Source organism: Pseudomonas putida, assembly GCF_002906855.1.
GTDB classification, from domain to species: domain Bacteria; phylum Pseudomonadota; class Gammaproteobacteria; order Pseudomonadales; family Pseudomonadaceae; genus Aquipseudomonas; species Aquipseudomonas putida_N.
Window position 1 is genome coordinate 994,686 of record NZ_MINI01000048.1, and the last position, 24,285, is coordinate 1,018,970.

Here is a 24,285-nt window from a genome sequence, read left to right on the forward strand (position 1 = left end):
AGGCAAATAAATTAGAAACCTCACCCTAAGCTCACGGCGGCCACATTCATGTACCGCCGTCCATCCGCGCAGGTGCCCTAGCGTGCAGGCTTTCACCTGATCGGAGCCTCACCATGAGCGACATGCTGCAAAGCCCAACCTTCAGACAATCCATCGCAAATTGCTTTGCCAAGCGGCCGCGCTTGCGAGAAGTGTTGTCTCGCGAGGGTTACGACCTCCTCGTCGATCACTACCCGTGGATCCGTCACAACCACCCACAACTGTCTTCCCTGGACCTGTTTGTCGTCCTCTCCCCTGCCGAAGATGGCAACTCGCCAGGACAACGCCAACTGATTGATGTGTTGCTGGCGCATTTCCTGGCGCGCACCCCAATGCAGCTGAAGGAAACAGACCAGCTGAGCATTGCCCCGCCACAGGTTTTTCGTGCACAGGAAAGCGCCGATGACAGCGCTTCGAAGCCGGAAATCAACCTGGACATGGCAAGACTCAACAGCGTTTTCGACGACCTCCTCAGCACCCTTGTCGAAGCCTTCCAGCAAGCCCAGGTCAGCTTCTGGAGCGGCTACGACGACGACAGCCAGGTACCCCGGCTGCGCTGGGTCGAGCAGACCATCAAAGCCGCTTTGTCAGTCAACGTGCAGCGCCAAGGGCTGCGCGACGACGAAAAATCGGTGCTTTACGAAATGCTCGCGGGCACTACTGATGGGTTGTCGATCAATACCCTGCAGATCACGCTGGAAAACGACGGAAACACTTTTCATCCGCCACTGCCCACCCTGCTGCTGACAGCCACGCGGGGCATAGCCAATCGGGTGCTGGCCTGCAAGTCGTCCGGCGTCATTTGCAGTTACAAGGACTTGCCTGCGTTCAGTGCCGCGCTGCAGGCCGAACTGGCCGACCGATACCGCTTCCGCACGCTCCATTGGGCCCGCTCGCCTGCAGGCGAAAGCCCCTTTGCCCTGCAGGCCACTGAAATTCTCAACGTCATCCTTGACGACATCAGGCGCCTGCGGGTGACCGGCCTGCCCTCTGTCACCGAGCTAGAGGCGAATTTCGCTCGCGTCAGCGACCCATCACCCCACTTTCTCGACCAAGCTTGCCAGGTCGATGGCCTACCATCCATCAAGCTGCCTGGCTGGCTGGTGAATGCAAAGCCCGGGGAGCGCTTCGACTATCATGCGGCGTTGCTCGACCTGGCCGCCAGCCAGGGGCAATTCAAGGGAACCACCTCGCTGGGCGATATCGACTCGATAAGCCGCTACGCCAGCCGACGCTTGCGTGAGCAGTTGCAGATGGCACATCAAGGCAAGGCAACGTGCAATCCGGATGCGCTGCTCATCAGCATTTCCGAAAGGCTCGAAGGGTCTAGCCCGACAGCACCACAGAGCCTGTTCCTAAGGGACGAAACCCTGACCGAGCTGGCCATTTCCCGGCTGGGCTCCAATGAAGTGGCAACCCGCATCAGCAACGCCGACGGCACACCCTACCAAGCTGGGCTCACGCTTGAGGACATCGAGTCGCTGATCCTCAAGGCTGACATCGGCGGCAGCTACCCGAAGTACGTGAACGACATGGTCAACGCCCAGCCACGCAGGGCTGCACGTATCAGCCAGTTTGCCCGTGAATGGCGCAGCCAGCTGCGGTTCAGCACGCTCAAGGCCGGCTGCGAGGGGCAACTGGACGAAGCCACCCGCAAGGCGCTTCTCGATGCCTGTAGCAATGCCGACGACAACGCCCCAGGGCCACGCTTCGCCCCGCTGGCCTTTCTCTGCGCACCGGGGGCCACAACCGCCGATCGTGCGCACGGCATGTACCTCATCGACCTGCCAGAGCGCACTGGCTGGCTGTTGTACCGCCCGTTCTATGAGAACAACACCCTGCTGCAATTCGCCACCCTGGAGACGCTGATGGCGGCCCTGCGCAGCAAAGGTGAACTGCAGCAGAGCGTGCTCGACTGGCTGGGTAATGACGTCCGGGCTGTTTACGAAAACGACGGTTTCATCCGCCCGCATCTGCATCCCGGGCTGTCGAACATCGCCCACTTGCTGGGCGTCGATTCCGCGCTGGTCGACACCGTGCTGGACAAGCTCAAGCAGCCGGTAACGATCACATTCGCGGCTTGGGACGACGACCTCGACCGGCACCTGTTCGATGCCAGGGTCCAAGCCATGTTACAGGCGGCGTCCACAAACAGCGTCTCCAATGCCCAGGAAAAATGGGCACTGGTGAAGCAGGCGGCCTGGGCGCTGTTCAATACGCTGACGCTGTTCTGGCATGGCCCCCTCGCCAGTCTTGTGTGGCTGGTGCTGGCGGTCTCGGCAGCCAAGGATGATGTGTCGGCATTGCTCAAGGGCGCGGACGAAGACCGCATTCTGGCGGTCACCGACCTGCTCACCAACCTGGCCATGCTCCTGGCGCACGGCGCAACGCACGCTCCTGCGCCCACTGTCGAGCCGCTGGCACCGCCGCGTTTCGCGCAACCGCCCGAGCGGCTATTCAACGAGGCGCCGTCCAGCGCACCACCCACAGAGCGTGACTGGGCAGCCCCTGATGCCAGCACTCGGCCTGGGTATGCCTATGCCAGCAGCTGGCGCAACAACCAAAGGCTGGGCAACCTGTCGACGGAGCGACGCCAGGCACTGGTCAGGCTGCAGGCCCGGCAGTCGCTCGCAGGCCTGACGCCCTTGAGCGAGGGGCGCCTGCGAGGGCTGTACGAGGTTGCGCAGCGTTACTACGTGAAGTTGGACGAGGCGGTTTTCGAGGTGCAGGAAACCTGGGGCGGTGTGCAGGTAATTGGCCCGGACCAGAGCCAGGATGAATGGGTATCGCAATGGCAAGGGAGCGCGGACGGCTACCACATCGTCGGGCGTGAGCGCAGTAAAGGCCCCTGGCTGACCCGCTGGAACGGCGAGTGGTCGCTGGACCTGAGCCTGGCTGGCGGCATGCCAAGAAACCGCCAGGCCATCACCGCCGAGAACCGGCAGGCGTTCGATCAGATGCGTACCAGTACCCTGGCCAATCAGCAGGAACTGGCCAAGCTCGAGCCGCTGCTGGAAAAGGCCCAGAAGCGGCTGAAGCCCTATGACGAACTGGCCAAGGCTTTCACCGACGCCTTCAAGGCACTCCCGGCTGACGCGCGCTCGTCATTGCCCGCAACACTCCAGCAACAACGCCAGCAACTGTTGGACCTGCGCAAGACGCAACTGCCACATCTCAGGCTGGCAAGCCTGTATCTGGAAAAACAAGGTGTTTTCCTGCACGCCAACGCGGCCTTGTTCAAGCAGATGCTCGAACCACGCTTTCTCAAGTTCGACCGTGGCAATGTCATTCAACGCAGGCTCAACGACTGGACCGAAACCTGCATCGACAACGACATGTTGCTGATGCGGCGCCTGCTGGAGCTTCCCGACCACGAACGCTTGAAGGAACTGGCCCAAGGGTTGCGCAAGCAGCCGGTAGATGAGGTACAGATACGCAACTACATCGTGTTCCGTGAAGCCACCCGCGACGCACTGGCCGTCAGCCGACGCCTGCTCAAGACCAGTGAACGGCTGGACAAGACACTGGCAGCAGCGCTCGATAACAGCCAGGTCGACTTCCAGAAAAAAAAAGCCAAGATCGACAAAGCCATCAAGACGCGCCCTTATTCGACATTGATCATCCGTGCGCAAATGCTGAGCGACCTGGCGTACCTCACGCTGGACAAGACCTTGCTCAGCGCCGAATCGGCGGCCGAGCTGCTGCCGTTGCAGGGCGCCCTTAGCGACAACGCGCTGTCTACCACCTTCTGGACCCATGATGGTCTGGCCGCCGCCAACCTGCCGGTCGAGCAACAGGCCGAGGTGCTGAACAACGCCCTGCGCGACTACCGGCGCACGCTTGGCAAAGCTCACTACCTGCAGTCGTTCGACGAAGTGGCCATCGATAGCCCCGTCCTGGCTGAGTTCACGCAGGCGATGGATACCTTGATCGACCTGACCGAAACCGAACTGGACGGGGTCGTCAAAAGCATCGAAAGCGGCGTTGCCTCGCCCCCCCGCCCCGTCACTCATCGCGTCAAGGCCGGCAAACGCACCTTGATTCGCACCTCGAAGGGGCACTCGGTGCTGGTGGAGCGTGAGCAGGAGGACAATCTGGCGGTTCAACTCAATCCGATCACCGAGCAACCGGCTGGCCGCTATGAGCTACGCGAGGGTGTCTGGTACGAAATCCCCGCCCAGAATGCCCAACCGGGGGTTCCGGACCGAGCCGAGCAGCGCTATCGCGCGAAGCGTCTGCTGGAGCGAAAGGACGAACGGATCAGGCTCGCCAAACTGTATACCAACGAGCCCAATAGCCTCAGGGACTTGTTGGACTGGCAGACCCAGGACATGCGCGAGGTGTCTGAGCAACTGGCAACTAGCGATACGCCGAAGGACATCAATTTGGCCAGCCAACTGGACCTGGCCATCCTGACGATTACGGCAGAAAAGCAGCGCCTGCTCACCGAGGCCTACCTGAAGACCCGCCACCCGGACGGCGAAGCTCTACGTTACCTGAATGAACAGAAGCGCCTGCAGATCAGCCGTACCACCACGCGCAAGGCCCTGAGCAAACCCGGCGACTACCTCGACGTGTACCAGATCAGGGACACCGAGGCGGCGCAAACGGTGCTCTGGGAAGCCCACTTCCACTACCGCAGCGCAGAGGCACCGGCCCGGGACTTCGCCAAGGGTCACCTGAAATTCTGGGAGCCGCGTGGCAAGGACCGTGAGGCGCGGATGGAAGAAGCCAGCAGCGCTGCAGAGCGCTTGCAGGTCTACCGTGGCGACCTGCGCCTGGAGCAGGTGGACGGGGTGATTCCGTTCCCTGACCAGTAAACTACGCCCTTGCCAGCGACAGCCCGGGCGTCAGGCCAGGGCCTTGTCCAGCGCCCGCTCGATCTCGCCCTTGATGGTAGCGCTCATCATCGACAGCATCATGCCCAGTTTCAGTTCCACGCGGATGCTGTCGTCACCGATGTGCACGCTGCCATTGGCGCCGCTGCGGGCCACATCGACGCGGTCACCGTTCCAGGTGGCCTTGAGGTCGTACTCGCGGCTGAGCTTGTCGACCAGAGCTTCGGCCTTGGCGCGCGCGGCATCGCGGCCGAGGGAGTGTTTGCGTTCGACGCTGATCTGGGTCATGCGGGTGTTCCTGGGTATGTAGACATAATCTGCATTATGCCCGCCCCTGCACCAAGGCACACCCCGCCAAGACAAATCCGCCCATTCGCCCTAGAATGGCGGTAATTTTTTCCGGTGAAGCGATATGAACGACCAGCGCAAAGGCGACCACGCCGAACCCACCACCCATTTCGGCTATCAGGACGTCCCTGAAAGCCAGAAGGCGAAGAAAGTCGCCGAAGTGTTCCACTCGGTCGCCGCCAAGTACGACCTGATGAACGACGTGCTCTCCGGTGGCATGCACCGCCTGTGGAAGCGGTTTACCATCGAACTGTCGGGCGTGCGCGCCGGCAGCCGCGTGCTGGACATCGCCGGCGGTACCGGCGACCTGGCCGCCAAGTTCTCGCGTCTTGTAGGACCGACCGGGCAGGTGGTGCTGGCCGACATCAACGATTCGATGCTCAAGGTCGGCCGTGACCGCCTGCTCGACCGTGGCGTGGCCGGCAATATCGAGTTCGTCCAGGCTGACGCCGAGAAGCTGCCATTCCCGGACAACCACTTCGACTGCGTGACCATCGCCTTCGGCCTGCGCAACGTCACCCACAAGGACGAAGCCATCCGTTCGATGCTGCGTGTACTCAAGCCGGGCGGCCGCCTGTTGATCCTGGAGTTCTCCAAGCCGACCAACAAGCTGATGTCCAAGGCCTACGACGCCTACTCGTTCGCCTTCATGCCGCTGGCCGGCAAGCTGATCACCAATGACTCCGAGAGCTACCGCTACCTCGCCGAGTCGATCCGCATGCACCCCGACCAGGAAACCCTCAAGAGCATGATGGTCGAGGCCGGTTTCGACCGCGTCACCTACCACAACATGACCAGCGGCATCGTTGCCGTGCACCGGGGAATCAAGCCCTGATGCTGCTGGCCGGGCTGCTCGCCAGTGTCGAACATGGCCTGAACCGCGTCCTGCGCATGGACAGCACGGCCTTGCCGCGGCTGGCCGCGCTGGAAGGCAAGGTCATCGAGATCGACTGCCGCCAACCGGCCCTGCAGGTGTTCATCCTGCCCGATGAAGAAGGCCTGATGCTTGCCGGCCACTGGGAAGGCGAGGTCGACTGCAGCCTGCACGCCCCGGCTGGCAGCCTGATACAACTGGCCATGGCCCGTGACAAGACTGCCGTGCTGCACAGCCCGCAAGTCGAACTGCACGGCGACAGTGCCGTGCTGCTCGACCTGTTCGGCGTGCTGCAGGACCTGGAACTGGACTGGGAACACGAGCTGCAGCGCTGGCTCGGCCCAGTCGCCACGGCAATGCTAGCTGGCCACCTTCGCCTGCGCGCACGCTGGACCCGCCAGGGCCTGGCACGCTTCAGCCAGAACCTCTCCGAATACCTGGCCGAAGAGTCCCGCACCTTGGTCGGCAAGCGCGAAGCCGAAGCCGCTTTCAGCGAACTCGATGCCCTGAAACTCGACACAGAACGCCTCGAGGCCCGCCTCAAGCGCCTCTCCCGATCCCTTGATACCAGCGATAACGCATGAAGCTGCTCGCCGTCCGCCGTCTTTTTCGCATCCAGCGTGTGGTGATCCGCTACCGTCTCGATGACCTGTTGTTCGAACAACCCCTGCTGCCTTGGTGGCTGGCCAGCCTGCGCCTGCTGATGCCTTGGCGCTGGCTGCCGCGCAAGCCCTCCGAGCTCAGCCGCGGGGCGCGCCTGCGCCTGGCGCTGCAGGACCTGGGGCCGATCTTCATCAAGTTCGGCCAGTTGCTGTCCACCCGCCGCGACCTGCTGCCCACCGACATCGCCGACGAGCTGATGTTGCTACAGGACCGCGTGCCGCCATTCGACCCACAAAAAGCCGTGGCGATGATCGAAGATCAGCTCGGTGCGAAGGTCGGCGAAGTGTTCAGCCGCTTCGACGTCGAGCCACTGGCCTCGGCCTCGGTCGCGCAGGTGCACGCCGCCCGCCTCAAGAGTGGCGAAGAGGTGGTGGTCAAGGTGGTTCGCCCTGGCCTGAAGCCGATCATCGCCCAGGACCTGGCCTGGCTGTTCCTGATCGCCAAGGCCGCAGAACGCGCCTCGGCCGACGCCCGTCGCCTGCACCCGGTGGAAATCGTCGGCGACTACGAAAAGACCATCTACGACGAGCTCGACCTGCTGCGCGAGGCGGCCAACGCCAGCCAGCTGCGGCGCAACTTCGAAGGTTCCGAGCTGATGTACGTGCCCCAAGTGTACTGGGACCTGTGCCGCCCCAAGGTGCTGGTGATGGAGCGTATCTACGGCGTGCCGGTCACCGACATGGCTACCCTGTCCGACCAGCGCACCGACATGAAAATGCTGGCCGAGCGTGGCGTCGAGGTGTTCTTCACCCAGGTGTTCCGTGACAGTTTCTTCCACGCCGACATGCACCCGGGCAACATCTTCGTCAGCACGGTCAAACCGTGGAGCCCGCAATACATCGCCATCGACTGCGGCATCGTCGGCAGCCTCACAGCCGAGGACCAGGACTACCTGGCGCGCAACCTGATCGCCTTCTTCAAGCGCGACTACCGCCGCGTTGCCCAGCTGCACATCGACTCGGGTTGGGTACCGGCGCATACCAAGGTCAATGAATTCGAAGCGGCGATCCGCACGGTGTGCGAGCCGATCTTCGAAAAACCGTTAAAGGATATTTCTTTCGGCCAGGTGCTGATGCGCCTGTTCCAGACCGCACGGCGCTTCAACATGGAGGTCCAGCCGCAACTGGTGCTGCTGCAGAAGACCCTGCTCAACATCGAAGGCCTGGGCCGCCAGCTGTACCCCGACCTGGACCTGTGGAGCACCGCCAAGCCGTTCCTGGAACGCTGGATGCGCGACCGCATGAGCCCCAAGGCGGTCATCGGCAACCTGTATAGCCAGGCTGAACAGTTACCCCACCTGGCCGGCATGACCCGAGACCTGCTTGAGCGCCTGTCGCAGCCGCACCTGGAAGACCCGCAACTGCCGGAACGTCGTCGCCAGGGCGACCGTTGGGCACTGCGCCTGCTCGGTGCCGGCTTGCTCGGTGGCGGCGCAGTACTGGCCGCCGGTGCCGCCGAAGCCGCCAGCCTTGCCGCCCCGGCCGCCTGGCCGGCTTGGCTGATGCTGGCCGCCGGCCTTTACCTGATCGTGCGCCAATAGCCAGCCGCGCTGCTGGCTGGCACACTAGCGCAAAGGGCCCGGCACAGGAGCGGGCCCGCTTTGGAGTCGACGATGAAAGACTGGCTGGACGAGATCAAGTGGAACAGCGATGGCCTGGTACCGGCGATCGCCCAGGACCACAAGACCGGACGCGTGCTGATGATGGCCTGGATGAACCGCGAATCGCTGGCGCTGACCGCCGCCGAGCAACGCGCCATCTACTGGTCGCGTTCCCGTGGCAAGCTGTGGCGCAAGGGCGAAGAGTCCGGCCATGTGCAGAAGCTGCATGAAATGCGCCTGGACTGCGATGCCGACGTGATCATCCTGATGGTCGAGCAACTGGGCCATATCGCCTGCCACACCGGCCGCGAAAGCTGCTTCTATCGCGTCTTTGAAGACGGCCAGTGGAAAACCGTCGACCCGGTCCTGAAAGACCCGGATGCCATCTACAGCGCAGGACACTGACATGAGCGACACCTTCAACCGCCTGGCCGAAGTGCTCGAAGAGCGCAAGCAAGCGGCTCCCGACAGCTCCTACGTGGCCAGCCTGTACCACAAGGGGCTGAACAAGATCCTCGAAAAGCTCGGCGAAGAGTCCGTCGAGACCATCATCGCGGCCAAAGACGCCGCCGTGAGCAAGGATTACAGTGATGTCATCTATGAAACCGCAGACTTGTGGTTCCATAGCCTGGTCATGCTCAGCGCGCTGGGCCAGCATCCACAAGCCGTGCTTGATGAACTGGAGCGCCGTTTCGGGCTTTCCGGGCACGATGAAAAGGCCGCGCGTCAGCCATCGGCCTGAGCAAACCGCATTTAGGAGAGCACCATGGGTATTTTTGACTGGAAACACTGGATCGTCCTGCTGGTCGTCGTGGTCCTGGTGTTCGGCACCAAGAAGCTGAAGAACTTCGGCAGCGACCTGGGCGAGTCGATCAAAGGCTTCCGCAAAGCCATGAGCGAAGAAGAGAACAAGCCGGCCGAGCAGACCCCGCCGCCCGCCCAGCCTGTGCCGCCGGTACAGAACACTGCCCAGCCGCAGCAAGGCCACACCATCGAGGGCCAGGCCCAGCCGGTCCAAGAGCCACAGCGGAAAGACTGACCCATGTTCGGCATCAGCTTCAGCGAGCTGCTGCTCGTCGGCCTGGTCGCCCTGCTGGTGCTCGGCCCCGAGCGCCTGCCTGGCGCCGCGCGTACTGCGGGGCTGTGGATCGGGCGGCTGAAACGCAGCTTCAATGCGATCAAGATGGAGGTCGAGCGCGAAATCGGCGCCGACGACATCCGCCGCCAGCTGCATAACGAGCACATCCTGCAGATGGAAGAAGAAGCCAAGCGCATCCTCAACCCACTGACACCACCCGCGCAGCCGCCGGTGACCACGGCCAGTGTGCAGCCACCTGCCGGGCTCGAAGCCAGGCCGGCCGAGCCACCTGCCGCCCCGGCCGCACCTTCTGAACCGCCTCAACCGCCGCGAGCCCCATGAGCGAAAATCCGGACCACGACCAGCCTATGCCGCTGGTTTCGCACCTGACCGAACTGCGCACCCGCCTGCTGCGCTGCGTTGCCGTCATTTTCCTGATCTTTGCCGGGCTGTTCTCCTTCGCCCAGCAGATCTACACCATTGTTTCCGCGCCATTGCGTGATCACTTGCCAGCCAATGCGACGATGATCGCCACCGACGTGGCCTCGCCGTTCCTGACGCCGTTCAAGCTGACCATGATCGTCTCGCTGTTCCTGGCTATACCGTTCATCCTCCAGCAGATCTGGGGCTTCATCGCGCCAGGCCTGTACCGCCATGAAAAGCGCATCGCCATTCCGCTGCTGGTGTCGAGCATCCTGCTGTTCTACGCCGGCATGGCCTTCGCCTACTTCCTGGTGTTCCCGCTGATGTTCAAGTTCTTCGCCGCTGCCACACCGGCAGGCGTGGCGATGATGACCGACATCGCCAACTACCTCGATTTCGTCATGACGCTGTTCTTCGCCTTCGGCGTTGCCTTCGAGATCCCGGTGGCCGTGGTGCTGCTGGTGTGGATCGGCGTGGTCGACGTGAAGTACCTGAAGAAGGTCCGCCCGTACGTGATCATCGGCTGCTTCGTGGTCGGCATGATCCTCACCCCGCCGGATATCTTCTCGCAAACGCTGCTCGCCGTGCCCATGTGGCTGCTGTTCGAAATCGGCGTGCTGTGTGGCAGCCTGATCCGCAAGCGCAGCCATGCTGACGACGAAGCCACCAACGACCATAACGACCAGCCGCCAGCGACCCAGCCGTGAACCTGTTACTCCTTGAAGAGGCCGACTTCGTCTCGGCCGACCGCGTCGTTCTCGCTGATCGGCGCTTCACCCACATGCAGGACATCCACCGCGTCGCCGTGGGCGACACCCTGCGCGTGGGCCGCATCAACGGCATGATGGGCAAGGCCACGGTGCTTCGCCTGGAAAAGCACGAAGCCGAGCTGGAGGTCGCCTTCGACCAGCAGCCACCGGCCAAGCTGCCGCTGACCTTGGTGTTGGCCGTGCCGCGCCCGAAGATGCTGCGCCGGCTGTTCCAGACCGTGGCGACCCTCGGTGTGCCGCGGCTGATCCTGGTCAACAGCTACAAGGTCGAGAAAAGTTTCTGGCAAACGCCCTTTCTCCACCCTGAAACCATCCGCGAGAACCTGATTCTCGGCCTGGAGCAAGCCCGTGACACGGTACTGCCCGAGGTGATCATCGAAAAACGCTTCAAACCGTTCGTCGAAGACCGCCTGCCTGCCATCGCCGACGGCACCCTCGGCCTGGTCGGCCACCCCGGCCCCTACCCGGCCTGCCCACGCGCGGTTGAAGGCCCCGTAACCCTGGCCATCGGCCCCGAAGGCGGCTGGATCCCTTACGAAGTCGACCTGTTTGGCAAGGCTGGCCTGGCACCTGTTCAGTTGGGCCATCGCATTTTGCGGGTGGAAACAGCCGTTACTGCCCTGCTCTCAAGGATTTTCTGACAGGCGGGTCAGTTTTTTCCTATCAAGTTTCCCCCGCGCAAGCCGATGGTGTTGGCAACACAACAAAAATCCGTGCTGCCACGTTGCCGGGGGGGTCGAACATGCACCAATGGTTTTCCCAATCGCTGGGGAATGTAAGCGTCAATCGCAAGTTGGGGCTGGGCTTCGGCCTGGTGCTGTTGCTGACTCTGGCCATCACCTTTACCGGTTGGCAGGGCCTGAACAGCGTTACCGAGCGCGGTGACAAGCTGGGCAACATTTCAGTGATCCACCAGTACACCCAGGAACTGCGCATCGCCCGCCAACACTACCAGCGCGACCGCAACGACGCGGCCATCGGCGAGCTGGAAAAAGCCCTGGGCAATCTTGAGCGCCAGATCGGCCTCATGCTCGGGCAGATCGAGCAGCCTACCGACCGCCAGCGCCTGCAACAGCAACAGGACGCAGTCAGCCAGTACCAGGAAGCCTTCAACGAGCTCAAGCAAGCCGGTCAACGGCGCGATGCTGCTCGTGGTGTGCTGGGTGACAGCGCCGACAAGGCCGCCGAGCTGATCAGCCGTGTGCAGCAGCGCCTGCTGCAGAGTGGCGACATCAGCCAGTACCAGCATGCCGTGGACGTCAGCACGCTGGTGCAGCAGGCACGCTTTCAGGTACGCGGCTACACCTACAGCGGCAACGCTGACTACCAGCAGACCGCGCTGCAGGCCATCGACCAGGCGCTGGCCGAGCTCAAGGCATTGCCCGCCAGGCTACCGGCCGAATATGCCGCCAGCCTCGACGACTCGGCCACCGCGCTGGCCGCTTACCGCGATGCGGTAACTCAGTTCGGCACTGCCCAAAGCGCCAGCGAGCAGGCGCTGCAGCGCATGGCTGACCAAGGCACGGTGCTGTTGCAGACCAGTGAAGCGATGACCCTTTCGCAGACCGCAGTGCGCGATGCCGGCACTGCTCAGGCCAAAGTCATGCTCGGCAGTGCCACGGCCCTGGCCCTGGTACTGGGCCTGCTCGCGGCCTGGGCCATCACCCGGCAGATCATCATCCCGCTGCGCCAGACCCTCGCCGCCGCCGAGCGGGTGGCCAATGGCGACCTGCGCCAGGACCTGCACTCGACCCGCCGCGACGAACTTGGCCAGCTGCAGGCCAGCATGCAGCGCATGACCCAAGGCCTGCGCGAGCTGATCGGCGGCATCGGCGATGGCGTGACGCAGATCGCCAGCGCCGCCGAAGAATTGTCGGCAGTCACCGAGCAGACCAGCTCCGGGGTCAACAATCAAAAGGTCGAGACCGACCAGGTGGCGACCGCAATGAACGAAATGGCCGCCACCGTGCACGAGGTGGCGCGCAATGCCGAACAGGCCTCGGAAGCTGCCGCCATGGCCGACCAGCAGGCGCGCGAGGGCGATCGGGTGGTCAGCGAGGCGGTCGCACAGATCGAGCGCCTGGCCAGTGAGGTGGTCAACTCCAGCGAAGCGATGAACCAGCTCAAGGCCGAAAGCGACAAGATCGGCAGCGTGCTCGACGTGATCAAGTCGGTGGCCCAACAGACCAACCTGCTGGCGCTCAATGCCGCCATTGAAGCGGCTCGTGCGGGTGAGGCCGGACGTGGCTTTGCCGTGGTTGCTGACGAGGTGCGCAGCCTGGCCCAGCGCACCCAACAATCCACCGAAGAAATCGAAGAGCTGATCGCCGGCCTGCAAAGCGGCACCCAGCGCGTGGCCAGTGTGATGGACGCAAGCCGTCAGCTGACCGACAGCAGCGTCGAACTGACCCGCCGCGCTGGCAGTTCGCTGGAGACCATCACCCACACGGTGTCGTCGATCCAGGCGATGAACCAGCAGATCGCCACCGCCGCCGAGCAGCAGAGCGCCACTGCCGAGGAGATCAACCGCAGCGTGATGAATGTGCGCGATATCTCCGACCAAACGTCGGCGGCAAGTGAGGAGACCGCCAGTTCCAGCGTTGAGCTGGCCCGCCTGGGCACCCACCTGCAGGGCTTGGTCGGACGGTTCAGGCTCTGATGCTTCACGACTTACGCTGAATTTTCCTACAGAACTTTCAGGTCAAGTCCTACAAACCCTCCGCCGATGGGCAGGGATGGGATGCCAGCACTACGCCAGCACCCCATCCTTATCAACTGGACGGAGACCTGCCATGTTCGGCTACCTCAATCACAGGCTCGGCAACATCAGTGTCGGCGCCAAGCTCGCCCTGGGCTTCGCCGTAGTCCTCGCGCTCACACTGGCCACCACGGTCAGCGGCTGGCGCGCCCTCGACGGCGCCATCACCCGCTCGGAACAACTCAGCGAAATCGGCCGGATCAATGATCTGGTCAAAGACCTGCGCGCCGAGCGCATCACCTACCGGGTGCTGGCGGACGACGCCAGCAAGGCGCAGATCGTGCAGATCCTCGGGCAGCTGGAAAGCATGCTGACGACACTTCAGCAACGCAGTAGCGTCGATGAGTCGCGGCAGATGCTGGCGCAGAAGCTGCAACTGCTGCAGCGAATGCGTGATGTTTTCACCGCCCTGCAGAACGCCGTGAGCAGTCGCACACAGCTGCGCACGGCCATGCAGGCGCAGGAAGCGAAACTGAATACCGTCGTCGATGACCTGCAGACTCAGGCGCTGCTGAAGATGCCAGGCGATAACCAGCAAGGCGCCGTGCTGGGTCTGATGGACACCCTCAGCCGGCATGTTGACGGCGCCAACCAGCAGAGCCTGGTACCGGCCTATACGTTTTTCCCGCTGGAAGACTTCGCCAAGGTTGGCGATGCCGCGCTGGAGGCCGCCGACGTTAGCCTCGAGCAGTTGCTCAGAGCCCTCAGGCCGCTGGGCCTGCCTCGTGCCCTCACCGAGCAGCCCGGCATCGAACTGGCCAAGTATCGGACCAGCCTCGATCAATACCGCCGCACCGCGCTGCAGGTCGAGCAGCTACAGACCGAAATGGAGCAAATGGGCATCGAGCTCAGGGCTGTCAGCGTCGAACTGGGTGAACGGAAAGTGGAACAGCGCGACAACGAGGCCGTGGCTGCCCGTTCCCTGCTAACCAGCGTGGCCCTGCTGGCCCTGATCGTCGGCATCGTTGCCGGCTGGCTGATTACCCAACAGATCACTCACCCCCTGCGCCAGACACTGACATTGGCGGCGCGTATCGCCAAAGGCGACCTGAGCCAGCTCGAACCCGTGCAGCGCCGCGACGAGATGGGGCAGTTGCAGGCCAGCATGCGCGAGATGACCATGAGCCTGCGCGAGCTGATTGGCGGTATCGATCAGGGCGTCGGCCAGCTGTCCCAGGCTGCTTCGCAGCTGGCAGCCAGCAGCGAGGACACCAAGCTGCGCATCAACCAGCAGCGCGAGGAAACCGACCAGGTCGCCACCGCCATGAACCAGATGAGCGCCACCGTGCAGGAAGTGGCGCAGAACGCCGAGCAAGCTTCACTGGCGGCCACCAATGCCGATCAGCAAGCACAACTGGGTGACCAGGTAGTAGGTGAAGCTATCGGCCGCATCGAACAGCTGGCCGGTCAGATGGACCATTGCCTGGCCGCCATGCAGCACCTGGCCGGCGAAAGCCAGCGCATCGGCAGCATTCTCGATGTGATCAAGTCCGTGTCGGAACAGACCAACCTGCTGGCGCTGAATGCAGCGATCGAAGCGGCCAGGGCTGGTGAAGCGGGCCGCGGTTTTGCCGTAGTGGCCGATGAGGTGCGCGGGCTGGCACAGCGTACCCAGCAGTCCACCGAGGAAATCGAGCAACTGATCGACAGCCTGCACAGCGGCACCGATGAGGTCAACAGCCTCCTCGACGACAGCAAACGCCTGACCGAGCAGAGCGTGGAGCTGAGCCGCAGGGCCGGACATGCCTTGGGGCAAATCACTGACACGGTATCGAGCATTCAGGGCATGAACCAGCAGATTGCCACGGCCAGCGAAGAACAGAGCGTGGTGGCCGAGCAGATCAACCGTAGCGTGATCAATGTGAGGGATGTGTCGGACCAGACCAGTGCGGCCAGTGAACAGACGGCGGCTTCGAGTGGGGAGCTGGAGCAGCTGGGGCGACAGTTGCGGGGGATGGTGGGGCGGTTCAACCTTTGAGATTGCCGGGGCTGCTTTGCAGCCCTTTCGCGGGACAAGCCCGCTCCTACAAGGGATCGCGTTTCCTGTAGGAGCGGGCTTGTCCCGCGAAGGGGCCGGTGCGGTTACAGCACTTGGCGCAGGAACGCCTGCGCACGCGGGTCTTTAGGCGCAGCAAAGAACTCAGCCGGCGCCGAATCTTCCAGCAGCTTGCCGTGATCGAAGAACAGCACCCGGTCTGCCACTTCACGGGCAAAGCCCATTTCGTGAGTGACACAGACCATGGTCATGCCTTCCTGGGCCAGAGTCTTCATCACATCCAGCACCTCACCGACCATTTCCGGGTCGAGCGCCGAGGTCGGCTCGTCGAACAGCATCACCTTCGGCTCCATCGCCAGGGCACGGGCGATCGCCACCCGCTGCTGCTGGCCGCCCGAAAGGCGCGACGGGTACTCGTTGGCCTTCTGCGAGATACCCACCTTCTCCAGCAAAGCACGGGCCTTGGCTTCACGCTCGGCCTTGTTGCGCTTGCGCACCACCTTCTGCGCCAGGCACAGGTTTTCCAGCACGGTCATGTGCGGGAACAGGTTGAAGTGCTGGAACACCATGCCGACCTCACGGCGGTAGGCGTTGATGTCGGTCTTAGGGTCGGCCAGTTGCAGGCCGTCGATGGCCACATGACCTTGGTCGAAGTGCTCCAGGCCATTGAGGCAGCGCAGGAAGGTCGACTTGCCCGAACCCGACGGGCCGAGCACCACCACCACTTCGCCCTTGGCGACTTTGGTGGTGACGTTATCCACAGCCCGCACCACATGGCCACGGGTGTCGAAGACTTTCAGCAGGTCACGGACTTCAATCACTTTGCGCAAGCCTCCGCTCGAGCCGGCTGGCGATGTGCGACAGCGGCAGGTTGATCAGCAGGTACAGGCCTGCCACGCAGAACCAGATCTCGAAGGTCGAGAACGACGTAGTGATGGCCTCACGGCCGCTCTTGGTCAGTTCGGTAATGGCGATCACCGACACCAGCGAGGTGTCCTTGACCAGGCTGATGAACTGCCCGGCCAGCGGTGGCAGCACGCGCTTGAACGCTTGCGGCAGGATCACGTGGCGCATCGACTGGCCCGCGTTCAGCCCCAGCGAGCGTGCAGCCTCGTTCTGGCCCTTGGCAATGGACTGCACGCCGGCGCGGACGATTTCCGCGACATAGGCGCCGGTGAACAGCGCCAGCGCGGCCACCCCGGCGAACTCCCGGGACAAGTTGAGCACAGTGCCGATGAAGAAGTAGAAAATGAATATCTGCACCAGCAGCGGCGTGCCGCGCACCAGTTCGACGTAAACGGTCGACAGGTCGCGCAGGGTCGGGTTGTTCGACAACCGGCACAGGCCGGCGAACAGGCCGATCACCAGGCCCAGCGCACCGGACACCACCGAGATCCATAACGTGGTCCACAGGCCCCAGGCCAGCGGGCCAGCCGCCCAGTGGCGGGTCACGCCGACCTGGTCGCCCTCGGCGATGTCATCACCGCGGCTCAGTTGCAGGCTGTCCTTGGCCACGTCGAGCACTTGCTCTTCGCCATTTTCATCCTTGAGCGTGACACGCGCGGTGTCACCGGAAACGACGATCTCCTGCACGCTACCGTTACCCGCGGCGCGCTGTACGTCCTCGGCCTTGTAGGCGAAGTACTGCGGTACGCGGTTCCAGCGCCACTCGTAGGAAATCATCGAGGTGGCCATGTACAGGCTGAACGCCAGGCCCACCAGGACCAGGGCGGTCAACCCATGCCAGGGCCACTGGGCTTTCTTGTGTTTGATCACGTGGGGTACTTCCGTAAATGCGAACGCGCAGGGTTTGCCTGCGCGTCGGGGTCATAAAGCCGGGCTTGTGGCCTGGGCCTTATTCCATGTCTTTCAGCCAGTCCTTGTTCTTGAACCACTTGTCGTGAATACGATCGTAGGTCCCGTCATGCTTGATCTGGTGCAGGAAGTTGTTGATGAAGTTGATGCTGTCGTAGTCGCCTTTCTTCAGGCCGAAGGCCAGCGGCTCGTAGGTGAAGGGTTCTTCGAGGAACAGCAGCTTGCCAGCACCGGCCTTCTCGACCGCCACCACGTTGTATGGCGCGTCGTAGACAAAGGCGTCAGCCTTGCCGTTGACCACGTCCATCACCGCTTCTTGCTCGTTGTCGTAGCCGTGGTACTTGGCTTTGCCGATCAGCTTCTTGGACACCATCTCGCCGGTGGTACCGAGCTTGGAGGTCAGGCGGTACTTCTCGTTGTTCAGGTCCTTGTACGACTTGATCTCGCCGGCCAGCTCCTTGCGGATCAGCAGGGTCTGGCCAACCACGATGAAGGGTTCGCTGAAGTTCAGGCGCAGGTTGCGTTCCTGGGTCAGGGTCATGCCACTGCCGATCATGTCGAACTTGTCAGTCAGCAGGGCCGGGATGATGCCGTCATATGCGGTGGAAACAGCCTCGAACTTCACGCCCATGGATTTGGCCATGGCTTTGAGGATATCGACTTCGAAGCCGATGATCTCGCCGCGCTTGTTGGTCATCTGGAACGGCATGTAGGTTGGGTCCATGCCCACCCGCAGGGTACCGCGCTTGACCGCCTCATCAATGGCGCCGGCCTGGGCCGCAGTTACGGCGACCAGGGCGGTAACACCGACCAGCAGCCGCGAAAGATATTTCTTGATCATCACCAAGTCCCCTAGCAAGTAAAGAAGCGAATCTTATTGTCGTGGCACAGCCATACCGGCCGATGCGGATTATCGGAGAGGGATGCTAACGCATGGCGGCGCTCGGACCTAGAGCCGGGGGGGACTTTGTTGGCCAAAAAAAAAATCGCGGATAAATCCGCTCCTGCTTGGAGTGGGTTTATCCGCGATTGCGAGCTATCAGGCGCCGACGAGTGCCGGTTGGCCTTCATTCTCCGGATGCAGTGGCAGCAGCGGCGAATGCGGGTCGTTCTTGATGGAGGCACGCCACACATCGATCCACGCCGCATTGTGCTCGGCCCAGACCTGCTCGTGCAGGCGGCTCAAGGCGACCGGGTCGCTGAGCAAGGCCAGGCGTGTATTGAGGTCCAGCCCTTTCGGCCCGACCTCCAGCGCCTTGGCCACGCGCTCGGCACGCAGCGCCTCGATCGGCGCGGCCTGACCGTGACGGGCAGTGGCCATGGCACAGGCCAGGGCATTCTGCCGTGGGTCGACCACTGCACGCACGAAACCGTCATGCAGGGCATGCCAGCGGTTCTCGTGGGTGTACTGGTCGGTGGCCAGCAGCTCCTGCGGCGTGGCGTATTCCTCGGGGATGAGAAACAGCTTCTCGTCCTTGGCCGCCAGGCCCAGGCGCGTGCGGCTGGAGATGACCGATACCGGGATCGACAGCACCAGCGAGCCCACGATCGGCGCCAGCCACCACAGGAAGCTCGGGTTCAGCCAGGCCACCAGCCCAGCCCAGGCGAAGCCCAGCAAGGTCTGCGGACCATGGCGGCGCAGCGCCTCGCTCCACGGGGTGGAGTCGTCGTCACGCTGCGGCGAGTTCCAGGTCGCCGCCCAGCCGAGGAACGCGGCCAGCACGAAGCGGGTGTGGAAGATCATCCGTACCGGCGCCAGCAGCATGGAGAACAGCATCTCCATCAGCATCGACAGGGTGACCTTGATGCGCCCACCGAACTCGACGGCGCCCTTGGCCCAGATCAGGATGACGCTCAGCAGCTTGGGCAGGAACAGCAGCACGATGGTGGTGGAGAACAGCGCCACGGCTTTTTCCGGGTGCCACTGCGGCCACAGCGGGTAGAGCTGGTATGGCTCGATGAAGTACTGCGGTTCCATCAGGGTGTTGGTCGCCAGCAATGCCGTCGACAGCACCAGGAACAGGAACCACAGCGGCGCCGACAGGTACGACATCACGCCGGTGAGGAACACCGCACGGTGCACCGGGTGCATGCCCTTGACCAGGAACAGGCGGAAGTTCATCAGGTTGCCGTGGCACCAGCGGCGGTCGCGCTTGAGCTCGTCGAGCAGGTTCGGCGGCAATTCTTCGTAGCTGCCTGGCAGGTCATAGGCAATCCACACGCCCCAGCCGGCGCGGCGCATCAGCGCGGCTTCGACGAAGTCGTGGGAGAGAATGGCCCCGGCGAACGCACCCTTGCCCGGCAACGGCGCCAGGGCGCAGTGCTCGATGAACGGCTTCATGCGGATGATCGCATTGTGGCCCCAGTAGTGCGACTCGCCCAGCTGCCAGAAGTGCAGGCCGGCGGTGAACAACGGGCCATAGACGCGGGTGGCGAACTGCTGCATGCGCGCATACAGGGTGTCCATGCCCGAGGCTTTCGGCCCGGTCTGGATGATGCCGGCGTCCGGGTTGGCTTCCATCAGGCGCACCAGGCTGCTCAGGCATTCGCCGCTCATGACGCTGTCGGCGTCGAGCACGACCATGTACTTGTACTCGCCACCCCAGCGACGGCAGAAGTCGTCGAGGTTGCCGCTCTTGCGCTTCACGCGGCGACGGCGACGGCGGTAGAAGATGCGGCCGAAGCCCTTGGTTTCGCGGCACACGTCCAGCCAGGCCTGCTGCTCGGCCACGGCGATGTCGGTGTCGTTGGTGTCGCTGAGCACGAAGAAGTCGAAACGGTCGAGGTTGCCGCTGGCTGCCACCGACTCGAAGGTCGCCCGCAGGCCTGCGAACACCCGCGGCACGTCTTCGTTGCAGATCGGCATCACCAGCGCGGTACGCGCTTCGGGGGCAATCGGCTCGTTGCCGGCACTGCTACCCGAAATCTTGTATTTGTCACGCCCGGTGAGCAACTCGAGGAAGCCCATCAGCGCGGTCCAGAAGCCTGCCGAAACCCAGCAGAAGAGGATACCGAACAGCACCAGAATGGACGTCTGCAAGGCATACGGCCAGACCTGCACCACGGTGTCCCACAGCGGCTGGTTGACGATTTCGTCCAGGTCGACGAACGACCAGCCCTGGTACGGCAGGATGCCTTTCATGTACCAGCCGGCGACGATGGTCTGGCCGATCATGAGGGCGAGCAGGATGTAGCGGCGGATCGAACCGACCGTGCGCCAGCGCGCCGCTGGCAGCTCGCGCTTGGGCGGCTGCGGGGCGTTGGTACGGCCGGTCATGCGCCGCCACAGGCGGATCAGCACGTTGGTGCGCCATGGCTCGGGCACGACCTTGGTGCGCTTGATCGGCGGCGCGATCTTCAGGCACAGCCGGCCACTGCCGTCGACACCGAGCATTTCGGCGTCTTCCAGCTCGGCAGCGCTGCCCACGGTCAGGCGCGGGCCGACCGAGGCCTGCACGGCCTCGGTGATGCTGGCGGCAGGGTTGGCCGCCAGGCGTTGGTGCAGCTCACTGAACGAGGTGCAGCTGGCGAGTTCCGCGCGCTGCTCATCGCTCAGTGGGAGGTGGGCCAGGTATTCGCCAAGCGATTCCGGCCTTGCGCTTGAGTTACTCATCGGCAGGCAACTGATAGCTCCAGGTCTCGGTCAGCACTTTTTCAGTGGTGGCCGGGGTCCCGTTGGTGGGTGCCGCATCGGCGGCAGGTTGTTCGGCCTTGGCTGGTTCCGCCTTGGCGGCCTTCTCGTGCTTGGCGTGCTTGGCCGCTGCCTTCTCCTGCTTGATTTCAGCAGCAGGCTTGGCCGGCTCGACCGGCACGTCACGTACCAGCGCAGCGCGCATTTCGGTGGACTTGTTGGCTTCCTTGACCTTCAAGCGCAAGGTCAGGCGCCAGCCCTTGGTTTCCGGGTTATAGCGCAGATTGTTCTCGACCACCTCGGCATTGTCGCCAACGCTGATCTGGCTGCGCACCGGGGTGTCTTCCGGCAGGGCGGCAAGGGCCGGGCCAGCGAAGTCGACCAGGAAGGCGACGCTGCCGTCTGGCTGGCGGATCAGGTTGGATTGCTTGACATCACCGGTGGAGCGCAGGGTCTGCTTGACCCAGCCCAGGTCAGGGGCCTGGAACTGCTGCTCGTCGATGGTCCAGTGCAGGCGGTAGGCGTACTCGAACGGCTTGCCTGGCTCAGGTAGCTTTTCCGGGCTCCAGAAGGCAACGATGTTGTCGTTGGTCTCGTCGGCAGTCGGGATCTCGACCAGGTCGACGGTACCCTTGCCCCAGTCACCCTTCGGCTCGATCCAGGCGCTCGGGCGCTTCTGGTAGTTGTCGTCGAGGTCTTCGAAATCGCTGAAGGCGCGCTGACGCTGCATCAGGCCGAAACCACGCGGGTTCTCGACGCTGAAGTTGCTCACGGCCAGGTGTTTCGGGTTGTTCAGCGGGCGCCACAGCCACTCGCCGTTACCGGCGTGAATCGACAGGCCTTCGGAGTCATGCAGGGCCGGGCGATAGTTCAGCACCTTGGACGGCTGGTTGGGGCCAAACAGGAACATGCTGGTCAGCGGGGCGATACCCAGGCGGCTGACCTGGTCACGCAGGAATACCCGCGATTGCACGTCGACCACGGTGTCGGTGCCCGGGCGCAGGATCAGCTTGTAGGCGCCGGTGGAGCGTGGCGAATCCAGCAGGGCGTAGATCACCAGGTGCTTGTCGGCCGGCTTGGGCTTCTCGACCCAGAACTCGGTGAAGCGCGGGAACTCTTCGCCCGACGGCAGCGCGGTGTCGATCGCCAGGCCACGGGCCGACAGGCCGTACACATGGCCCTTGCCGACCACGCGGAAATAGCTGGCCCCCAGCAGGGTCATGATCTCGTCCTGCTTGTCGGCCTTGTTGATCGGGTAGAGCACGCGGAAACCGGCGTAACCGAGGTTCTTGACGGTTTCCGGGTCGTGCGGCACGTCACCGAACTCGAAGCGGCTCGGGTCGTACTTGATTTCCTCGACCTTGGTAGCAGTGATCTCGTTGATCTTCACTGGGGTGTCGAAGTGCATGCCCTGATGGTAGAAGGACAGTTTGAACGGGGTCTTGTCCTTGGCCCACTCGGCCTTTTCCTGCAGGAAATGAATTTTCTGGTAGTCCGCGAACTTCATGTCGCGGAAGGCTGCCGGCAGGTTACTTTTCGGTGCTTCGTATTTCTGGCCGGCCAGATCCTTTGCCTTGGCTGCAACATCGTCAAGATTGAATGCCCACAGCTGGCCCGCGCTCATCAGGCCGACCAGTGCCACACTGGCCATCAGGGCCTTGCGCAGCCCGGTGCCGGGGATTCTTGATGCTTTTTGGGGACTAACAATCACGAGCAACCCTCGCCGAAAACAGATCATGAAACCAACGGCCAGCGAAAAATGCCGGGTTGGCGAGCACTGTTCGGACCCCATGAGGGCGTAATGATTCCCCAAACAGGTCCAGACAATGCTCGAGTCAGAGTGAAACGAACCTGCGAACGCAGGCTCACGCAGCGCGCGATTATCCAGCAGGATGCGTTACAACGCATCAGTGTGGACTAACTATTTATCGTACAAAACCCCTTGTTTTCCTATAAACAAAGGGTTTTTCGACCTCATATTTGTAACAAGAATGTCACTGGGCCATCATTGACCAGGTGCACCTGCATGTCCGCGCCGAAACGCCCGCTCGCCACATCGGCATGCTGGCCGCGCGCCTTGCTCAAAAGATAGTCGAACAATTCGGCCCCGAGCGCCGGAGGCGCGGCGGTCGAGAAGCTCGGGCGCATGCCGCTGCGGGTGTCAGCCGCCAGGGTGAACTGGGAGACCAGCAGCAGGCCGCCACCGACATCCTTGAGCGACAGGTTCATCTTGCCCTGATCGTCGCTGAACACCCGATAGTTCAGCAGCTTGTGCAACAGTTTATCGGCATGCTCACGGGTATCTTCAGGCTCGACGGCCACCAGCACCAGCAAACCCTGGTCAATGGCACCGACGATTTCCCCGCCGACCTCCACGCGTGCGCCACGCACGCGTTGCAGCAAACCCCTCATGCTTCTTCCAGCGGCAGGTCGAGCAGACGGCGGGCCATCTGATCGGCTGCACGCACCAGGGCATCGGTGATGCCTGGCTCGGAGGCGGCATGCCCAGCGTCGCGGATGACCTTCAGCTCACTGTTCGGCCAGGCCTGGTGCAGCGCCCAGGCGTTGTCCAATGGGCAGATCACGTCGTAGCGGCCATGCACGATCACCGCCGGCAGGTGAGCGATCTTCGGCATGTCGCGAATCAGCTGGTCGGGCTCCAGGAACGCATTGTTCATGAAGTAGTGGCATTCGATGCGGGCGATCGACAGCGCGCGCTGCGGCTCGGAGAAGCGGTCGACCACCAGCGGATTCGGGCGCAGCGTGGCGGTGCGGCCTTCCCAGGTGGACCAGGCCTTGGCCGCATGCATCTGGGCGATCTGGTCGTTGCCGGTCAGGCGCTTGTGGAAGGCCTTGACCAGGTCACCACGCTCTTCCGGCGGGATCGGCGCGATGTAGTCCTGCCAGTAGTCCGGGAACATGCGGCTGGCGCCTTCTTGGTAGAACCACTCGATTTCCTGCGGCCGGCACAGGAAGATGCCCCGCAGGATCAGGCCATGCACGCGCTCGGGGTAGGTCTGGGCGTAGGCCAGGGCCAGGGTCGAGCCCCAGGAACCGCCGAACAGCACCCATTTGTCGATGCCAAGGTGCTTGCGGATGCGCTCAAGGTCTTCGACCAGGTGCCAGGTAGTGTTGTTCTCCAGGCTCGCGTGCGGCGTGGAGCGGCCACAGCCGCGCTGGTCGAAGGTGATGATGCGGTACAGGTTGGGGTCGAAGTAGCAACGACTCTGGGCATCACAGCCCGCCCCCGGGCCACCGTGGATGAAGACCACAGGCAGACCTTCCGGCGAGCCGCTTTCATCCACATACAGCACATGCGGCGCTTCCACGGCGAGATCGTGCCGGGCGTAGGGTTTGATCTGCGGGTACAGGGTCTGCATTGCGCACTCCGTGTGAGGTTTGGTTCGGCCGTGGGCCATCATAAACCTGAATTGCGCCAAGAGCATGTGTCT

General features: G+C 63.0%; 20 protein-coding genes and 2 pseudogenes. 14 read left to right on the top strand and 8 right to left on the bottom strand.

All coding sequences use genetic code 11. The features are described 5' to 3' along the window. The first annotated feature begins 191 nt into the window (after positions 1-191). Positions 192-4,859 carry a DUF6543 domain-containing protein gene (locus BGP85_RS27335; RefSeq protein ID WP_258036123.1) on the top strand — a complete coding sequence of 1,556 codons (4,668 nt, stop codon included), beginning with the start codon at positions 192-194 and terminating at the stop codon, positions 4,857-4,859. Positions 4,860-4,889: 30 nt separating this feature from the next. Here BGP85_RS27335 and BGP85_RS27340 read toward each other — a convergent pair whose 3' ends face one another. Beyond that, complete coding sequence (locus BGP85_RS27340) at positions 4,890-5,165, bottom strand: polyhydroxyalkanoic acid system family protein (protein ID WP_103446000.1); 276 nt, start codon at positions 5,163-5,165, stop codon at positions 4,890-4,892. A gap of 124 nt (positions 5,166-5,289) precedes the next feature. Between BGP85_RS27340 and ubiE the strand changes: the two genes are divergently transcribed. The 13 genes and pseudogenes from ubiE to BGP85_RS29755 all read left to right on the top strand — a co-directional run bounded on the left by ubiE (position 5,290) and on the right by BGP85_RS29755 (position 15,369). Continuing rightward, on the top strand, positions 5,290-6,060 hold the full coding sequence (gene ubiE, locus BGP85_RS27345) for a bifunctional demethylmenaquinone methyltransferase/2-methoxy-6-polyprenyl-1,4-benzoquinol methylase UbiE (RefSeq protein WP_103446001.1): 771 nt from the start codon (positions 5,290-5,292) through the stop codon (positions 6,058-6,060). Further along, positions 6,060-6,683 carry a ubiquinone biosynthesis accessory factor UbiJ gene (locus tag BGP85_RS27350; RefSeq protein ID WP_103446002.1) on the top strand — a complete coding sequence of 208 codons (624 nt, stop codon included), beginning with the start codon at positions 6,060-6,062 and terminating at the stop codon, positions 6,681-6,683. The genes ubiE and BGP85_RS27350 overlap by 1 nt, the downstream gene beginning before the upstream one ends. Next, positions 6,680-8,302 carry a ubiquinone biosynthesis regulatory protein kinase UbiB gene (gene ubiB / locus BGP85_RS27355; protein WP_103446003.1) on the top strand — a complete coding sequence of 541 codons (1,623 nt, stop codon included), beginning with the start codon at positions 6,680-6,682 and terminating at the stop codon, positions 8,300-8,302. Before BGP85_RS27350 ends, ubiB begins: the two co-directional genes overlap by 4 nt. Before the next feature lie 72 nt (positions 8,303-8,374). Beyond that, positions 8,375-8,767: a phosphoribosyl-AMP cyclohydrolase gene (hisI, locus tag BGP85_RS27360; RefSeq protein WP_027592414.1), complete on the top strand. Its 393-nt coding sequence runs from the start codon at positions 8,375-8,377 to the stop codon at positions 8,765-8,767. Position 8,768: 1 nt separating this feature from the next. Next, complete coding sequence (locus BGP85_RS27365) at positions 8,769-9,104, top strand: phosphoribosyl-ATP diphosphatase (RefSeq protein WP_103446004.1); 336 nt, start codon at positions 8,769-8,771, stop codon at positions 9,102-9,104. 24 nt (positions 9,105-9,128) lie between these two features. Continuing rightward, positions 9,129-9,401 carry a twin-arginine translocase TatA/TatE family subunit gene (locus tag BGP85_RS27370; RefSeq protein WP_103446005.1) on the top strand — a complete coding sequence of 91 codons (273 nt, stop codon included), beginning with the start codon at positions 9,129-9,131 and terminating at the stop codon, positions 9,399-9,401. A 3-nt stretch (positions 9,402-9,404) separates the two neighbouring features. After that, positions 9,405-9,782, top strand: a complete 378-nt coding sequence (tatB, locus tag BGP85_RS27375; protein WP_103446006.1) for a Sec-independent protein translocase protein TatB — start codon at positions 9,405-9,407, stop codon at positions 9,780-9,782. Beyond that, a complete protein-coding gene (gene tatC / locus BGP85_RS27380; RefSeq protein ID WP_103446007.1) occupies positions 9,779-10,570 on the top strand; it encodes a twin-arginine translocase subunit TatC in 792 nt (263 codons plus the stop codon). The genes tatB and tatC overlap by 4 nt, the downstream gene beginning before the upstream one ends. Beyond that, positions 10,567-11,274, top strand: coding sequence for a 16S rRNA (uracil(1498)-N(3))-methyltransferase (locus tag BGP85_RS27385; RefSeq protein ID WP_103446008.1), 708 nt, complete (start codon positions 10,567-10,569; stop codon positions 11,272-11,274). Before tatC ends, BGP85_RS27385 begins: the two co-directional genes overlap by 4 nt. Positions 11,275-11,375: 101 nt before the next feature. Then, positions 11,376-12,437 (top strand): annotated as a pseudogene (locus BGP85_RS29855) (methyl-accepting chemotaxis protein); the annotation flags it as partial. A 141-nt stretch (positions 12,438-12,578) separates the two neighbouring features. Next, positions 12,579-13,292 carry a methyl-accepting chemotaxis protein gene (locus BGP85_RS29860; protein ID WP_422763809.1) on the top strand — a complete coding sequence of 238 codons (714 nt, stop codon included), beginning with the start codon at positions 12,579-12,581 and terminating at the stop codon, positions 13,290-13,292. A gap of 133 nt (positions 13,293-13,425) precedes the next feature. After that, positions 13,426-14,466: pseudogene (locus tag BGP85_RS29750) on the top strand (methyl-accepting chemotaxis protein); the annotation flags it as partial. Between the two features lie 198 nt (positions 14,467-14,664). After that, entirely contained in the window at positions 14,665-15,369 is a 705-nt protein-coding gene (locus BGP85_RS29755) for a methyl-accepting chemotaxis protein (protein ID WP_445482634.1), read from the top strand. Between the two features lie 104 nt (positions 15,370-15,473). Here the strand turns inward: BGP85_RS29755 and BGP85_RS27400 are convergent, their stop codons facing one another. From BGP85_RS27400 to pip, 7 genes are all read right to left on the bottom strand, one after another. After that, positions 15,474-16,208 (bottom strand): amino acid ABC transporter ATP-binding protein, encoded by a 735-nt coding sequence (locus tag BGP85_RS27400; protein ID WP_103446239.1) that lies wholly within the window; start codon positions 16,206-16,208, stop codon positions 15,474-15,476. Further along, positions 16,201-17,163 (bottom strand): amino acid ABC transporter permease, encoded by a 963-nt coding sequence (locus BGP85_RS27405; protein ID WP_103446011.1) that lies wholly within the window; start codon positions 17,161-17,163, stop codon positions 16,201-16,203. Before BGP85_RS27405 ends, BGP85_RS27400 begins: the two co-directional genes overlap by 8 nt. A gap of 79 nt (positions 17,164-17,242) precedes the next feature. Then, the gene (locus BGP85_RS27410; protein ID WP_103446240.1) at positions 17,243-18,040 is read right to left on the bottom strand and encodes a transporter substrate-binding domain-containing protein; all 798 of its coding nucleotides are present in this window, start codon (positions 18,038-18,040) and stop codon (positions 17,243-17,245) included. Between the two features lie 201 nt (positions 18,041-18,241). Further along, positions 18,242-20,815 (bottom strand): glucans biosynthesis glucosyltransferase MdoH, encoded by a 2,574-nt coding sequence (gene mdoH / locus BGP85_RS27415; protein WP_103446012.1) that lies wholly within the window; start codon positions 20,813-20,815, stop codon positions 18,242-18,244. After that, the gene (locus BGP85_RS27420; protein ID WP_219811520.1) at positions 20,808-22,544 is read right to left on the bottom strand and encodes a glucan biosynthesis protein G; all 1,737 of its coding nucleotides are present in this window, start codon (positions 22,542-22,544) and stop codon (positions 20,808-20,810) included. The genes mdoH and BGP85_RS27420 overlap by 8 nt, the downstream gene beginning before the upstream one ends. 263 nt (positions 22,545-22,807) lie before the next feature. After that, positions 22,808-23,245: a D-aminoacyl-tRNA deacylase gene (gene dtd / locus BGP85_RS27425; RefSeq protein WP_103446014.1), complete on the bottom strand. Its 438-nt coding sequence runs from the start codon at positions 23,243-23,245 to the stop codon at positions 22,808-22,810. After that, on the bottom strand, positions 23,242-24,213 hold the full coding sequence (gene pip / locus BGP85_RS27430; protein ID WP_103446015.1) for a prolyl aminopeptidase: 972 nt from the start codon (positions 24,211-24,213) through the stop codon (positions 23,242-23,244). The genes dtd and pip overlap by 4 nt, the downstream gene beginning before the upstream one ends. Positions 24,214-24,285: the final 72 nt, after the last annotated feature.

Bases quoted from the DNA above. Each gene is read 5' to 3' on its own strand.
- BGP85_RS27340 (WP_103446000.1), bottom strand. From the start codon at position 5,165: ATGACCCAGATCAGCGTCGAACGCAAACACTCCCTCGGCCGCGATGCC.
- BGP85_RS27365 (WP_103446004.1), top strand. From the start codon at position 8,769: ATGAGCGACACCTTCAACCGCCTGGCCGAAGTGCTCGAAGAGCGCAAG.
- dtd (WP_103446014.1), bottom strand. From the start codon at position 23,245: ATGAGGGGTTTGCTGCAACGCGTGCGTGGCGCACGCGTGGAGGTCGGC.
- ubiB (WP_103446003.1), top strand. From the start codon at position 6,680: ATGAAGCTGCTCGCCGTCCGCCGTCTTTTTCGCATCCAGCGTGTGGTG.
- BGP85_RS27350 (WP_103446002.1), top strand. From the start codon at position 6,060: ATGCTGCTGGCCGGGCTGCTCGCCAGTGTCGAACATGGCCTGAACCGC.
- BGP85_RS29755 (WP_445482634.1), top strand. From the start codon at position 14,665: ATGAGCGCCACCGTGCAGGAAGTGGCGCAGAACGCCGAGCAAGCTTCA.
- ubiE (WP_103446001.1), top strand. From the start codon at position 5,290: ATGAACGACCAGCGCAAAGGCGACCACGCCGAACCCACCACCCATTTC.
- mdoH (WP_103446012.1), bottom strand. From the start codon at position 20,815: ATGAGTAACTCAAGCGCAAGGCCGGAATCGCTTGGCGAATACCTGGCC.
- tatC (WP_103446007.1), top strand. From the start codon at position 9,779: ATGAGCGAAAATCCGGACCACGACCAGCCTATGCCGCTGGTTTCGCAC.
- tatB (WP_103446006.1), top strand. From the start codon at position 9,405: ATGTTCGGCATCAGCTTCAGCGAGCTGCTGCTCGTCGGCCTGGTCGCC.
- BGP85_RS27370 (WP_103446005.1), top strand. From the start codon at position 9,129: ATGGGTATTTTTGACTGGAAACACTGGATCGTCCTGCTGGTCGTCGTG.
- hisI (WP_027592414.1), top strand. From the start codon at position 8,375: ATGAAAGACTGGCTGGACGAGATCAAGTGGAACAGCGATGGCCTGGTA.
- pip (WP_103446015.1), bottom strand. From the start codon at position 24,213: ATGCAGACCCTGTACCCGCAGATCAAACCCTACGCCCGGCACGATCTC.
- BGP85_RS29860 (WP_422763809.1), top strand. From the start codon at position 12,579: ATGAACGAAATGGCCGCCACCGTGCACGAGGTGGCGCGCAATGCCGAA.